General features: G+C 62.9%; 14 protein-coding genes. 10 read left to right on the top strand and 4 right to left on the bottom strand.

The annotated features are described in order from the left end of the window. Position 1 precedes the first annotated feature (1 nt). The 9 genes from fliD (at position 2) to ACE103_RS29155 (ending at position 8,407) form a co-directional block, all read left to right on the top strand. Complete coding sequence (fliD, locus tag ACE103_RS29195) at positions 2 to 1,708, top strand: flagellar filament capping protein FliD (RefSeq protein ID WP_375775866.1); 1,707 nt, start codon at positions 2 to 4, stop codon at positions 1,706 to 1,708. After that, positions 1,708 to 2,151: a flagellar export chaperone FliS gene (gene fliS / locus ACE103_RS29190; RefSeq protein WP_223968912.1), complete on the top strand. Its 444-nt coding sequence runs from the start codon at positions 1,708 to 1,710 to the stop codon at positions 2,149 to 2,151. Before fliD ends, fliS begins: the two co-directional genes overlap by 1 nt. Before the next feature lie 95 nt (positions 2,152 to 2,246). Further along, positions 2,247 to 2,768: a hypothetical protein gene (locus ACE103_RS29185; protein ID WP_375775865.1), complete on the top strand. Its 522-nt coding sequence runs from the start codon at positions 2,247 to 2,249 to the stop codon at positions 2,766 to 2,768. Between the two features lie 225 nt (positions 2,769 to 2,993). Then, positions 2,994 to 3,665: a flagellar hook assembly protein FlgD gene (locus tag ACE103_RS29180; RefSeq protein ID WP_375775864.1), complete on the top strand. Its 672-nt coding sequence runs from the start codon at positions 2,994 to 2,996 to the stop codon at positions 3,663 to 3,665. A 19-nt stretch (positions 3,666 to 3,684) separates the two neighbouring features. Continuing rightward, positions 3,685 to 4,956 carry a flagellar hook protein FlgE gene (gene flgE / locus ACE103_RS29175; protein ID WP_223968914.1) on the top strand — a complete coding sequence of 424 codons (1,272 nt, stop codon included), beginning with the start codon at positions 3,685 to 3,687 and terminating at the stop codon, positions 4,954 to 4,956. Beyond that, positions 4,956 to 5,207, top strand: a complete 252-nt coding sequence (locus ACE103_RS29170) for a hypothetical protein (protein WP_375775863.1) — start codon at positions 4,956 to 4,958, stop codon at positions 5,205 to 5,207. Before flgE ends, ACE103_RS29170 begins: the two co-directional genes overlap by 1 nt. Positions 5,208 to 5,226: 19 nt before the next feature. Next, positions 5,227 to 5,682 carry a flagellar protein FlgN gene (locus ACE103_RS29165; RefSeq protein WP_092125877.1) on the top strand — a complete coding sequence of 152 codons (456 nt, stop codon included), beginning with the start codon at positions 5,227 to 5,229 and terminating at the stop codon, positions 5,680 to 5,682. 27 nt (positions 5,683 to 5,709) lie between these two features. Further along, a complete protein-coding gene (gene flgK / locus ACE103_RS29160) occupies positions 5,710 to 7,482 on the top strand; it encodes a flagellar hook-associated protein FlgK (RefSeq protein WP_375775862.1) in 1,773 nt (590 codons plus the stop codon). Between the two features lie 16 nt (positions 7,483 to 7,498). Next, positions 7,499 to 8,407 (top strand): flagellin, encoded by a 909-nt coding sequence (locus ACE103_RS29155; RefSeq protein WP_375775861.1) that lies wholly within the window; start codon positions 7,499 to 7,501, stop codon positions 8,405 to 8,407. 19 nt (positions 8,408 to 8,426) lie between these two features. On the opposite strand, the gene ACE103_RS29150 is transcribed toward ACE103_RS29155, so the two are convergent. From ACE103_RS29150 to ACE103_RS29135, 4 genes are all read right to left on the bottom strand, one after another. Continuing rightward, positions 8,427 to 9,365: a substrate-binding periplasmic protein gene (locus ACE103_RS29150; protein ID WP_375775860.1), complete on the bottom strand. Its 939-nt coding sequence runs from the start codon at positions 9,363 to 9,365 to the stop codon at positions 8,427 to 8,429. After that, positions 9,362 to 9,712 (bottom strand): c-type cytochrome, encoded by a 351-nt coding sequence (locus ACE103_RS29145; protein ID WP_375775859.1) that lies wholly within the window; start codon positions 9,710 to 9,712, stop codon positions 9,362 to 9,364. Before ACE103_RS29145 ends, ACE103_RS29150 begins: the two co-directional genes overlap by 4 nt. 13 nt (positions 9,713 to 9,725) lie before the next feature. Next, a complete protein-coding gene (locus ACE103_RS29140) occupies positions 9,726 to 11,390 on the bottom strand; it encodes a methanol/ethanol family PQQ-dependent dehydrogenase (RefSeq protein WP_223968921.1) in 1,665 nt (554 codons plus the stop codon). Positions 11,391 to 11,617: 227 nt separating this feature from the next. After that, on the bottom strand, positions 11,618 to 11,863 hold the full coding sequence (locus ACE103_RS29135; protein WP_375775858.1) for a hypothetical protein: 246 nt from the start codon (positions 11,861 to 11,863) through the stop codon (positions 11,618 to 11,620). Positions 11,864 to 12,041: 178 nt separating this feature from the next. On the opposite strand from ACE103_RS29135, the gene ACE103_RS29130 reads away from it, so the two are divergent. Next, positions 12,042 to 12,440, top strand: a complete 399-nt coding sequence (locus ACE103_RS29130; RefSeq protein WP_375775857.1) for an EF-hand domain-containing protein — start codon at positions 12,042 to 12,044, stop codon at positions 12,438 to 12,440. Positions 12,441 to 12,694 lie beyond the last annotated feature (254 nt).

Genomic DNA, 12,694 nt, shown 5'->3' with positions numbered 1-12,694 from the left:
CATGACGGTTAGCAGCGCCACCTCGAGCACATCAGGTACGACATCGTCGAGTTCCGCCAGCTCGGCCAGTACGGTGACCACGACCGGCACTACCAACTCGGCCAGTATCGACTGGACTGCCCTGATCGATGCCGAAGTTAACGCCAAGCTCACAGCGGCGACCACGATCACCACCAAGATTACCGCGAACCAGGCCAAGGTCACCGCCTACCAATCCTTGCAGACAGAGCTGTCGACACTGGCGACCGGATTGTCGTCGCTCAGCACGTCGATCATCAACACGATCGCCACCAATGCGTTCGCCACACGTTCGGCGACGATTTCATCCACCGGCGACGTCAGTGCCTCCTCGGCGCTGTCGATGAGCGTCAACAGCGGCTCGGCGACCGGCAATCACACGCTCCAGATCACCCAGCTCGCAACCGCGCAGAAGGTGATCGGCGCTTCGCAGTCGAGCAGCTCGACGGCGCTCGGTTACTCCGGAACGTTTTCGCTGGGCCTCGCCGGCGGCACCAGCACGGCGATCTCGATCACCAGCGGCATGTCGATGCAGGATATCGTCGACACCATCAACGCCCAGACCTCGAGCACCAACGTCCAGGCCTCCATCGTCCAGGTGTCGAGCGGGTCTTATGAGATGGTGCTGACGGGGACCCAGGACGCCGCAAACATCACCTATTCGTCGACATCCGGCGACGACATCCTGAACAAGCTCGGCGTCACCGACACAACGGGGGCGTTCACCGACGTGCTGCAGAAGGCGCAATCCGCCGAATTCACCCTCGACGGCATCGCGCTCACCCGCAACACCAACGATATTTCCGACGTGCTCTCGGGCGTCACGTTCGACCTTCTGCAGCCGACACCGAGCGGCACCAGCCTGAACATCAGCATCTCGACCGACACCAGCCAGATCACGTCAGCGCTGCAAACCTTCGTCACCAACTACAATGCGTTTCGCGACCAGGTGATCGCGCAGTCCGCGCAGAATTCCGACGGCACGGCGTCATCGAGCGCGGTGCTGTTCGGCGACAGCACGATGCGCGATATCATGACCCAGCTTCAGCAGGTGCTCAGCGGCTCCGTCGGCGGCATGACGATGGCCGACCTCGGCCTGTCCTTCAACGAGAACAACGAGCTGCAGCTCGATACCGGCACGCTGTCGACCGTGCTGACGCAAAACCTGACCGGCGTGACCAAGCTGCTGTCCGCGCAGACGACGGCCTCATCCAGCCAGCTCAACGTCGTCAACACCGGCACGTCGCCGCAATCGTTCACGCTCGATGTGACGGTGGATTCGACTGGCACGCTGAGCGGTGCCTCGGTCGGCGGCGACAGTTCCGGCTTTTCGGTGGTCGGCGACTCCATTATCGGCAATTCGGGCACGATCTACGCCGGCATGGCATTCACCTACACCGGCTCGACCTCGCAATCGATCACCGTGACCTCATCGTCCGGGCTTGCGGCGCAACTTTATCAGCTCGCACAAACCAACTCCGGGACCAGCGGTCAGCTACAGACCATGATCACCAACCTGCAGTCGCGCGATACCGATCTGCAGTCCCAGGTCAGCGACATCCAGAGCAACGCGGCGACCTTCAAGGCGCAGCTGCAGCTTCAATACGCCAATTATCAGGCCGCCATCGAAAGCGCGAACAACACGCTGGGCTACCTGAGTGCTCTCCTGAACGCATCATCGAGTAAATAATGACCCAGAATGCTACGGCCTACCTCGCCAACAATGCCTATCGATCCGCCGCGGTGGCGGTTCCGCCGCTGAAGGCGGTGGTGATGCTGTGCGACGGCGCCATCACGTTGCTGCAGAAGGCGCTGGACGCGCACGAGGCGAAGCGCTTCGAGGAAGGGCACACCTATCTGACCCGGGCGACCGCGATCCTGCGCGGACTGAGCCACCATCTCGACGTCACCCGTGGGGGCGCGATGGCCGATCGCCTGTTCCGCACCTACAACGCGCTGATCATGGCGTGCCTGCGCTCCTACGGCCGGCCTCACGCCAGGGAGAATTTCCGGCGTATCATTGCCAGCCTGACCGAGCTCCGCGACGCTTGGAAGTTCGTCGAGGCGACCGCCGGCAAGGCGGCCAAGGCCAAGACGCTCGACAAGGCGCTCGAATCAGCCACCGGCCGCTGAGCGGGCGAATCGGCCGGCGAACCTCGTTTCGCCGGGATGGGGCAGGGCGCTCGGGCGGGCGTCCTGTTGGGGAAAAAGGCCGCTCGGTGAGCACCATGCTGGACCTGACGCTACGGCGGCGGAAATTGATTTCCGCCGTCCCGCGAATGCTTTATGACAACCTTGGCGACGAGGCGGGATCTGCGCGCGGGATGGACGTTGCGACATTCGAAGACCTGATCGACCGGCTGGGGGAGGATCTGTCCCGCTGGCCCGATGATCAACGTCTTGCAGCCCTCCAGCTGCTCGCATCCTCGGTCGAGGCGCGGACGCTCTATGAAGAGGCGAGCGCGGTCCGCCGGGCGCTCGCGGCGCCGCCGGTCCGCGCACCCAAGGGCCTTCTCGACCGCATCGTGACCGCTGCGGCGAAATTGCCCCAGCAGGAGCTGCCTCAAGAGCCGGCCTCGGAGCCGGCCGCACCCGAGGAGCAGCCGAACGATGCGCAGGCTCAAGGCGATTCCGCACAGCAAGGCAAGGTGCTGCCTGCGCTGTTGCTGGCCCTCTGCCTGCTGCCCGCGCTGGCGCCGCCGGCATTGATGCTCGACGAGCCGGATCTACCAATCAGCCTCTCGCTCTAAGCTTTCCGCATTCTTTTGCGGCGCACTGCGCCCTCCCGCGGCGGGCGCATTTGCGTGCTGCGGCGCCGCGGCCGATCGGCAAATTCTGCCGATTAATCAAATGATTCCGCGCGGATGAATCCGCGCCTGAAATCGCCGCGTCATCCGTTTTATCTGCGAACGACTTCACGATCCCAATGTTTCACCGCGTTCCGTCGCCTAGCCCGCGACGAAGAGAGCCTTGTCATGACCGTTTCCTCGGCAACCTCTGCTGCAGCCTCCGCCGCCTCGAGCTCGTCGTCGAGTTCGTCAACCAGCGCGTCGATGGGGATGAGCTCGACCGATTTCCTCAACCTGCTCGTCAGCGAACTGCAAAACCAGGATCCGCTGAACGCCACCAGCACGACCGACTTCATCAATCAGCTCACCTCTTACGCCAACTTCACCGAGCAGCAGTCGACCAACGCCAGCATGACGTCGCTCGCGAGCTCGTTCTCGAGCCTCGTGACGCTCAACTCGGTCAACTATATCGGCCACACCGTCGAGGCGAAGACCAACACGGCGGAGCTGACCAACGGCTCGGCGACCTTCGGCTACTCGCTCACGTCGGCCGCTTCCAACGTCGCGATCGCGATCCAGGATTCCGCGGGCAACACGGTGTGGAGCGGCAAGGGGACCGGAACCGCCGGCTCGAACACCTTCACCTGGAACGGCCAGACCACGAACGGCACTCAGCTCAGCAACGGCGGCCAGTACACGATCCAGGTGACCGCGACCGACTCCGCCGGAAACTCGCTGCTCAGCTACACCACGATGACTGGAACGGTGACCGGGATCGATGCGTCCGGCTCGACACCTTCGCTGCTCGTGAACGGTGTCCCCGTCAGCGCCGCCAATATCATCGGCGTCACGTCCTGATTGCTTCCGGAGTATTATCATGAGTCTTACTGGTGCACTTTCCTCGGCGATCTCGGCGCTCAATTCGCAGAGCCAGTCGCTGGCAATGATTTCCGACAACATCTCGAACGCCGATACCACCGGCTACAAGACCACGTCGGCGATGTTCGAGGATCTGGTGACGGCGTCGAACAGCGCCACCTCGTACACGTCCGGCGGCGTCAACGTGTCCGGCCGCGCCAACATCAGCCAGCAGGGATTGCTGGCCGCGACCACCAACGCCACCGACGTTGCGATCCAGGGCAGCGGCTTCTTCGTCACCACCAATGCGACGACCGGCGGCACCACCTCCTATACGCGCAACGGTGCGTTCACCACCGACAACTCGGGCTACCTCGTCAATAACGGCAACTACCTCGAGGGCTGGCGCACCGACGCGCAAGGCAACATCCTCGGTAATGCGTCGGCCGCGAGTCTTGGGCCGATCAACACACAGGTTGCTGCAACCAGTGGCAGTGCTACGACCAAGGCGACGATCGCAGCGAACTTGCCGTCGGATGCGGCGACTGGTGCCACCTTCAGCAGCTCCATGACGGCGTACGACTCGCTCGGAACAGCGAATTCGATCCAGATCACCTGGACCAAGACCGGCGCCAATGCCTGGACCGCAAGCTTTGGAAATCCAACGCTTGCCTCGAATTCGAGTACGACGACGGGAACAACGAGCAGCGGCACAGTGGCCATCACTTTCAATAGCGATGGTTCTCTCGCCTCGACGAATCCAAGCCCGCCGACGATCTCGGTGACGGGCTGGACCGACGGGGCTGCCAACAGCAGCATCGCGCTCAATCTCGGTACCGTCGGCAAGACTGATGGCCTGACCCAGTACGCCTCGGGTGAGACGACCCCGTCAGTCGACCTGACCGGCATTACGCCCGACGGTCTTCCCTACGGCAAGCTGAGTAGCATCGCGATCGGCAAGGGTGGTGTGGTCGATGCGACCTACTCCAACGGGCAGACCATCGCGATCTACAAGATTGCGGTCGCAACCTTCAGCGACCCCAACGGATTGAGCGCGGCCAGCGACGGCCTGTACTCCGCGACGGCAGCCTCCGGCAACGCCACGCTACAGACCTCGGGGGCCAACGGTGCCGGCACGATCTACGGCAGCGAGCTGGAATCGAGCACCACTGACACCAGCGGCCAGTTCTCCAACATGATCTCGGCGCAGCAAGCCTATTCGGCGGCGTCACAGGTGATCACCACCGTCAACAAGATGTTCGACACGCTGATCTCGGCGGTGTCGCGATGATGACCGAAGCGAAGAATGACCGCTTGCTGGTCAGGCTTCAGCGGCTGAAGGCGAGGGCTGCGTCGGCTCAGCCGAACGATCGGGCGCAACTCACTGCGTTGCTCGACGACGTCGAAACGCTGCGGGACCTGCTGATGCGAGAATGCGCACGGCTCGACCAGGAACTCAACCGGGCCTCGGTCCGGGTAACGGCAATCACCGCGTATGGACGCAGCGCACAGTCGGTTCGCGCCCTGCGTCGCGGACACTAGCTTGAACGGGAGCGATGACATGACACCGGAACGCAACATCAAGATCAATCCCGCGGGCAATGACGAGCGCGCCAGGTCGTTGATCGCACTGATCGACAATCTGATCGAGATCGTGAACGAGGAAAACGTCGAGCTCGCCAAGGGCCTGCCCGCCTCTCGGCTGAAGCAAGTCGACGAGAAGAACCGCCTCGCGACGCTGTTCGAGCAGTGTGTCGCGGAGGCCGTCGGCAAGACCGCCAATCTCAACGTCCAGGATCGCGTGCTGCGCGAACAGCTGATGGACCGGATCCTGAAGCTTCGGGTCGCGATGGACGAGAACGTGATGCGGCTGCGTGCGGCGATCGATGCCAGCAACCGCCGGATCGAGGCGATCATGCAGGCGATCCGCGAGCAGATCGCCAACGTATCGCCATACGGAGCCGGTGGCCGTCGCGTCACATCCGCGATGTCCTATGGCACCAACGTGCGGGCCTGATCGGGCCGTCGCCGGAGGGAGTTGGCCGTGTCGTCGCTCGATATCGCACGAAGCATCGCATTCAGCGGCCTGTCTGCCACGCAGGTGCAGATCAGCGTCGCCTCGGCCAATATCTCCAATGCGGACACCAAGGGCTATACCGAGAAGACCGCCAACCAAAGCAGCAGCGTCACCAGCGGCGTCGGCACCGGTGTCACGATCTCGGGGATCACCAGCGCGGTCGACAAGCTGCTCCTGAAGTCGCTGGTCGGGGCCAATTCCGATCTCGGCACCGCCGACACCAACAACAACTATCTGACTGAGCTCCAGCAGCTCTATGGCAGCACGTCGAGCAGCGGCAGTTCCACGACGGGCACCTCGCTGGCCAACACGATCGCGGCATTCGAGTCGGCGTTGTCCTCGCTTGCCAGCACGCCGAGCAGCGCTTCGCTGCAGTCGAACGCCGTCAGCGCGCTCGCGGCCGTTACCAATCAGCTGCAGCAGACCTCGAGCGGCATCCAGAAGCTGCGCTCCAACGCCGACCAGGATATCGCCTCGTCGGTCACCGATATCAATGCCGACCTGCAGCAGATCTCCGACCTCAACAAGCAGATCAAGCAGGAAGCGGCCGCAGGCCAGCCAACCGCCGATCTCGAGGATCAGCGCAACAGCGCGCTGCAGGACGTCGCGTCGCAGATGAACGTGAGCTATTTCACCACGTCGAGCGGTGACCTGCAGATCTATACCGGTTCCGGGCAGGCGCTCGTCGACAGCACGGCGCACCCGCTGAGCTATACGGCGGCGCCCAGCGTCACGGCGTCGACAACGTATACCGCGGGATCAGCGACGAGCGGCTTCAGCGGCATCACCGTCAACGGGGTCGACATCACTTCGCAGATCTCCTCCGGCAAGGTCAGCGCCCTGATTACCCTGCGCGACCAGACCCTGCCGGCCGCGCAGTCGCAGCTCGATGAGCTTGCGCAGCAGCTGGCTTCGAGCGTGAATGCGGTATCGAACCAGGGCACATCGGTGCCGCCGCCGACGAGCCTGACCGGTACGGCGACTGTCAGCAATTCGACATCGTTCGTGGGCACCGGCACGGTGCGTATCGCAGTCGCCGACAAGGGCGGCAATCTCGTATCGTATCAGGATATCGATCTATCGGCGTATTCCACGGTGGGGGCTCTGGCCGCCAAGATCAACACCATCTCCGGCGTATCGGCATCGGTCGATGCCAACGGACATTTGTCGATCTCGGCGACCGGGTCGGGCAATGGCATCGCCATCAACCAGATGACGAGTTCGGTCGGCGGTGAGGGATTTTCCCAATATTTCGGGCTCAACGACCTGATCACGGGGACCAGCGCGTCCAACATCGCTGTGCGCAGCGACATCCTCAGCGGCTCCGCCGCGCTGCCGACGGCGACGCTCGATGCATCGTCCACGCTGACGGTCGGAAATTCGGTGCTGTCGTCGGGTTCGGCGACGGTGGTGAACGCGCTCTCGAGTGCGCTCACGGGGTCGACCAACTTCGCGATGGCGGGTGGGCTCGGCGCCACCACTGGCTCTTTCACCGACTATGCGGCAGCGATCGTTGCCAGCGTTGCGGGCAAGGCGAGCCAGGCATCGGCGACCTACACATCCAAGCAGACCGCGCAGTCGACCTATGCGAGTTCGCTGTCGTCGCAGTCCGGCGTCAACATTGACCAGGAAAGCGCGAATCTGAGTGCGTTGCAGAACAAATACGCTGCCGCATCCCAGATCATTACGACCATCAATTCCATGTTCTCGGCGCTGATGACCGCGATGGGCACAGCCTGAGTGTGAGGGCGTTGTCATGATGATGCGTGTTGCCACCTTCGCGCAATCGGAGCAGATGATATCAAGCGCGCTGCGCGTGCAGTCGGTGATGGCCAATGAGCAGGTGCAGGAGTCCTCCGGGCTGCAATCCGAGGATTTCGGCGGCTACGGTTCCGGCGCCGGGCGCGTGATCAACTTGCAGGTCTCGGTGACGCGGGCCCAGTCCTATATCGACGCCAGCAATCTCGCCGACAACAAGGTGCAAGCGATGTATTCGGCGGTCGGCTCGGTGACCGATATCATCACGCAGCTTCGGACCCAGCTCAGCGCCGCCACGACCGGCAGCAGCACGGCGACGGCATCGGTGATCAACTATGCCCAGCAGGCGATCTCGCAGATGCAGGGGCTGCTCAATACCCAATATGACGGTGAGTACGTCTTCAGCGGCGCCCGCACCGATACTGCGCCTGTGGATCTGTCGAGCTATGACACCGGAACGGGCTCGCTGACGACGTCGGATACCAGCTACTACAAGGGCGACAGCGAGATTGCGTCGGTACGCGTTTCCGACAGCCAGTCGGTTTCCTACGGCGTCACCGCCGACAATCCTGGCTTCGAGCAGGTGCTGCGGCTGTTGAAGTACGTCGGCAACAGCACGACGTTGTCGTCGAGCGATATCTCGCAGGCGCTCAACCTCGCCAGCACCGCGCTGGATGCAACGTCCACGGTGCAGGCAAAGCTCTCGACCTCGGCGTCGCAGATCGAGACCGCCAGCACGGACCAGAGCGACTACCAGAGTTTTGCGAAGACCCTGTCGACCAACCTCACCAGCGTCGACGTCGCCGCGGTGACGGCGCAGCTTTCGACCTATCAGGCGCAGCTGACGGCATCCTATTCGGCGATCGCCAAGATCCAGAGCATGAACCTGGCCAATTATCTGAAATAGCAGGCCCGCGGCGAGCGGCTCATCGGTTCAGGATCTTCAGCCAGACATCGCCGAGGATGATCGGCTCGCGCGGAGCGAGCCAGGTGAGGCCTGCGGTCTTGCCAAGCTCGGCGATGGTGCCTTTGGCTTGCAGGTCGGACAGCACCTTGTTGACGGCCTCCAGCAGTGCCTTGTCGCTCTCGAGGGCGACGTAACCGCGATTGGCGCCGATCGGATAATAATAGCCGGAGGCGGTGATCCTGGTGTCGGGATGATCGGCGCGGTAAGCGTCGAACCGGCGCAGGTCGAGCAGGGTGGCGTCGAATTCACCGCGCTCCAGCTCTCCCAACAGGTCGCTGCGTGCGGGAACGAGGTGGGTGATGTCCTCGATCAGCTTGCCCTTGTCGAAGGTCATCAGGATGGCATCGCCCAGCGTGCCGCTTTCGATCGTCAGGCGAAGGCCGGCGAGATCGCCGATATCGGTGATCTTGCGGTCCTTGAGCCGGTCCTTGGCTTTCGGACCAAGCACGACGGTCATCGGCGAATAGATGTAGGGCTGACTTGGCGACAGCACCCCGATCGGAATCCGCCGGCGGCGATCGTCGCGGGTGGCGCCATCGAAGTCCGGCAGCTTGGCCGTCGCGACGCCCGGCGCCTTCAGCGAGTCCGTGGTGAAGGCGTACCCGCCGACCAGCGAGCATCGTCCGTCCGACAGCAGCGCATTGGCTTCAAGCGCGGGGCTCGAATCCTCGTCGAGCTTGCTCTCGAACCACTGGATCTTGAGCGGCCGCCCGAGCCGCTCGGCGATCACTTGCGCGAGCGCGACGTCGAAGCCGGCATCCGGTTTGCCGCGATGATGCGCCGACAACGGCGGCAGATCCTCATCGAGGCATATCTTGAGCGGTGCGTCGGCGGCATGCGCTGCCGCCGTGGCGGCGAGAAGCAGGGCTGTCGCGGTGCCCGTCAGGAGCGCTCTCATTGGGGCCTCCGGCTCAACAGGAAGGCCCAGACGTCGGCGATCTCCTGCTCGCTCAGGATGTCGATCCAAGGCGGCATCTTGCCGTTCTTGCCTTGCTTCACGGTGGTCACGAAGCGCGTCTTGTCGTCGGGAAACGCGCGCAGGTCCGGCGTGATAGTGCCGGAGTTGACCATGTTGGGCCCATGGCAATGCGAGCAGTTCTTGGCGTAGGTGACCTTGCCCTGGTCGGCCTGACCCTGAAGGTCGATTGCACTGGCTTGCTGTGCGGCTGCCGGGATCAACGTGATCAGGGCCGCCGCGACGGCGGCGAAGATCGCCGCCGTCAACAGGGTTACTCTTTCAGTCACGTGTGCTCCGCGCTCAGTTCTTGACCGCGAACACCCACAGCGAGCCGCCGGGTGGGACCTTGGCTAGCCGCTCGTCGCCCGAGAACAGCGAATAGACGCCGCCATAGCCCGAGGTGACGGCGACATACTGCACGCCGTCCTGCTGCCAGGTCACGGGTTGTCCTTCGATGCCCGAGCCGGTCTGGAACTGCCAGAGCTTCTTGCCGCTGTCGGCGTCGAATGCCTCGAATTCGCCAGTCAGCTGACCGGAGAACACCACGCCGCCCGCGGTGGAGAGCACGCCGGAGAAGCGCGGAATGTCGCTCGGCACTTCCCACTTCGCCTTGCCGGTCATCGGATCGATCGCCTTGAGATGGCCGCGCGGTCCGGTGCCCCATTCCCAGGGATCGGTGAGGTCCATGCCGACATACCATTCGCCCTGCTTGAACGTCACCGGTTCGGACTTGTACTTGCCGCCGAAGGCGAGCGTGTTGGCATAGGCGAGGCCGGTCTGCGGATTGAACGACATCGGCTCCCAGTTCTTGCCGCCGAGGATCGACGGGTAGACCGTGACCTTCTTGCCGTCACGTGCATCCTTGACGACGTCTGTCTCGATCGGCCGTCCGGTCTTCAGGTCTACTCCGGTGGCCCAGTTGACGTTCACATAAGGATTGGCCGCGAGCAGCTTCCCGTTGGTGCGGTCGAGCACGTAGAAGAAGCCGTTGCGGTTGGCATCCATCAGCACCTTGGTCGGCTTGCCCTCGACATTCATGTCGGCGAGCACCATCTCGGCCACCGAGTCATAGTCGAACGGATTGTTCGGCGAGAACTGGTAGTGCCACTTGATCTTGCCGGTCTTCGGATCGAGCGCGAGCACCGAGCAGGTATAGAGGTTGTCGCCCGGACGCACCGCAGAGTTGAACGGTCCGGGATTGCCGATGCCCCAATACACGGTGTTCAGTTCGGCGTCATAGGAGCCGGTGATCCAGGTCGATCCGCCGCCCAGCTTCCAGGTGTCGCCCTTCCAGGTATCGCCGCCGGGCTCGTCCGGAGTCGGGATCGTGTAGGTACGCCAGAGCTTCTTGCCGGTCGCCGGATCCCAGCCGTCGATGAAGCCGCGGGTGCCGAATTCGGCGCCGGAGATGCCGGTGATCACGACGCCATCGGCGACCAGCGGCGCCACCGTCATCGAGTAGCCTTCCTTGATGTCCGCGGCCTTTTCGCGCCACAGCTCTTTGCCGGTCTTGGCATCGAGCGCGATCACATTGGCGTCGAGGGTGGTGCGGAACAATTTGCCGTCATACAGGGCCGCACCGCGATTGATGATGCCGCAGCAGACGATACGCGGCGTCTCGGCGGGATACTCGACCTTGGTCTTCCAGATCTGCTTGCCGGTCTTGGCGTCGATCGCGATCGTGGCGCTGTGCGTGGTGACGTAGAGGACGCCCTGGTAGACGAGCGGCTGCGATTCCTCGCTGCGGTCGTCGTTCAAGCTGTAATTCCAGACCGGGACCAGATTCTTGACGGTGTCCTTGTTGATCTGGTTCAGCGTCGAGAAGCGCTGAAGGTTGTAGCCCATACCATAATTGAGAACGTTCGATGTATCAGTCGCGCCCTTCACCAACTGCTCGTTGGTCTGAGCGCTTGCACCATAAGATGCAAGAATCACGAGGCTTGCGGCCAGCGCAATGCGTCTCATCATATCCTCCCAATGAACCTTTTCCCGCACGCCTATTCCTGACGTTGCGACGGAACCATCCCCCTGAAACCAAAACGGGTCAATACGAAAACGTGAACGAACCCCAGCAGCCTCAAGAGACCGGTCGAAAGCTTCAGGTTTTCACTGATGCGCCCGTAGCTTACCGCCACGTGGAATACACAACGCCATGTGTGACCCGCCGCTATGCCGCAGCGCGAACGGTTCGATCAGCTAGACGGCGCATGCGGACAGGCACTCGGACGCGGCTTGGTGCCCCGCTTGTCCGGCGGCACATTGCAATTGTCGATGCGCTGCTCGTCGGTCCATTTGCGTCCAAGCCGCTCCTTGCCGGTGAGCGTGCGCTGCTGGACAACCTCTGCCGATGGGGCAGGGGTCTTGTTCTGCGCGGACGCGGGCGCGGACAGACCGAGCGCAACCAGGCAGCCCAACGTGGTCCTGCAAATGTCGCTCATGGGTCACCTCGCTTGTTCCGGTGCAATGCCATCCGAACGCCACAGATGATCCGTGAGGAAGTTTCTTTCCACCCGAAACCTGACAGGTCTCGCGGGTTGCACTAGCTGTGGGAAGCTTCGTCGAAGCTGCTATGGTGGGCCGGTATCTTTGCGGAGCGACACTCAAGGGAGACGAACGATGATTTCGCGCCGATCGCTTGCTTTGACTTTGGCCATGGCCGTGCTCTCAGGTCCTGCCCTGGCCGCATCGGGCGGTCGCAGCGCGCTCAAGATGCTCGATCCCGACAATGACGGCACGGTCGACCTTGCCGAGGCCAAGAAGGCTGCCGCCGATCTGTTCGCGAAGCTCGATCCCGATCACGACGGCACGCTCGACGTGCGCGAATTGCGCGGACGGCTGACTGCGAAAGAGCTCAAGATGGCGGATCCGGATCACGACGGCACCCTGACGCTCGACGAGTATCTCGCGGTCGTCGAGCAGCGGTTCAAGGCCGCCGATCCCGACAATGACGGAACGCTGGATGCGAAGGAGTTGAAGTCGCGCGCCGGCCGGGCGCTGCTGCGCCTGCTCAAATAGGTCCGTGCCTGCGCATCTCGCCGGGCTGATTCCGGTTATCGACGCTGGATTCCGCGCATAACAAAAAAAGTTGCGATTTCGCTCTTGGGCAAGACGCCGCCGGCGTGATCGGGTTTGCTTATCGGTACGTAGCCGCCCGGCAGCCGGAAAATGCCTGACAGATCAGCGTCGGGGTTTCCCAATCGTTTCAAAGCCGGGCGGACGTCAGCGAGCCGTCGTCCGTTTCGGCATGCCCAGCAGCGAAGTCGGGTCCT

Origin of the sequence: Bradyrhizobium sp. ma5 (assembly GCF_042258955.1) — a bacterium.
Lineage (GTDB): Bacteria > Pseudomonadota > Alphaproteobacteria > Rhizobiales > Xanthobacteraceae > Bradyrhizobium.
The sequence above is the reverse complement of the archived record's forward strand: the minus strand, read 5'-3'. Positions and strand labels throughout refer to the sequence as shown.

Bases quoted from the DNA above. Each gene is read 5' to 3' on its own strand.
- flgE (WP_223968914.1), top strand. From the start codon at position 3,685: ATGAGTCTTACTGGTGCACTTTCCTCGGCGATCTCGGCGCTCAATTCG.
- ACE103_RS29170 (WP_375775863.1), top strand. From the start codon at position 4,956: ATGACCGAAGCGAAGAATGACCGCTTGCTGGTCAGGCTTCAGCGGCTG.
- fliS (WP_223968912.1), top strand. From the start codon at position 1,708: ATGACCCAGAATGCTACGGCCTACCTCGCCAACAATGCCTATCGATCC.
- ACE103_RS29180 (WP_375775864.1), top strand. From the start codon at position 2,994: ATGACCGTTTCCTCGGCAACCTCTGCTGCAGCCTCCGCCGCCTCGAGC.
- ACE103_RS29150 (WP_375775860.1), bottom strand. From the start codon at position 9,365: ATGAGAGCGCTCCTGACGGGCACCGCGACAGCCCTGCTTCTCGCCGCC.
- fliD (WP_375775866.1), top strand. From the start codon at position 2: ATGACGGTTAGCAGCGCCACCTCGAGCACATCAGGTACGACATCGTCG.
- ACE103_RS29165 (WP_092125877.1), top strand. From the start codon at position 5,227: ATGACACCGGAACGCAACATCAAGATCAATCCCGCGGGCAATGACGAG.
- ACE103_RS29130 (WP_375775857.1), top strand. From the start codon at position 12,042: ATGATTTCGCGCCGATCGCTTGCTTTGACTTTGGCCATGGCCGTGCTC.
- ACE103_RS29155 (WP_375775861.1), top strand. From the start codon at position 7,499: ATGATGATGCGTGTTGCCACCTTCGCGCAATCGGAGCAGATGATATCA.
- ACE103_RS29185 (WP_375775865.1), top strand. From the start codon at position 2,247: ATGCTGGACCTGACGCTACGGCGGCGGAAATTGATTTCCGCCGTCCCG.
- ACE103_RS29135 (WP_375775858.1), bottom strand. From the start codon at position 11,863: ATGAGCGACATTTGCAGGACCACGTTGGGCTGCCTGGTTGCGCTCGGT.
- ACE103_RS29140 (WP_223968921.1), bottom strand. From the start codon at position 11,390: ATGAGACGCATTGCGCTGGCCGCAAGCCTCGTGATTCTTGCATCTTAT.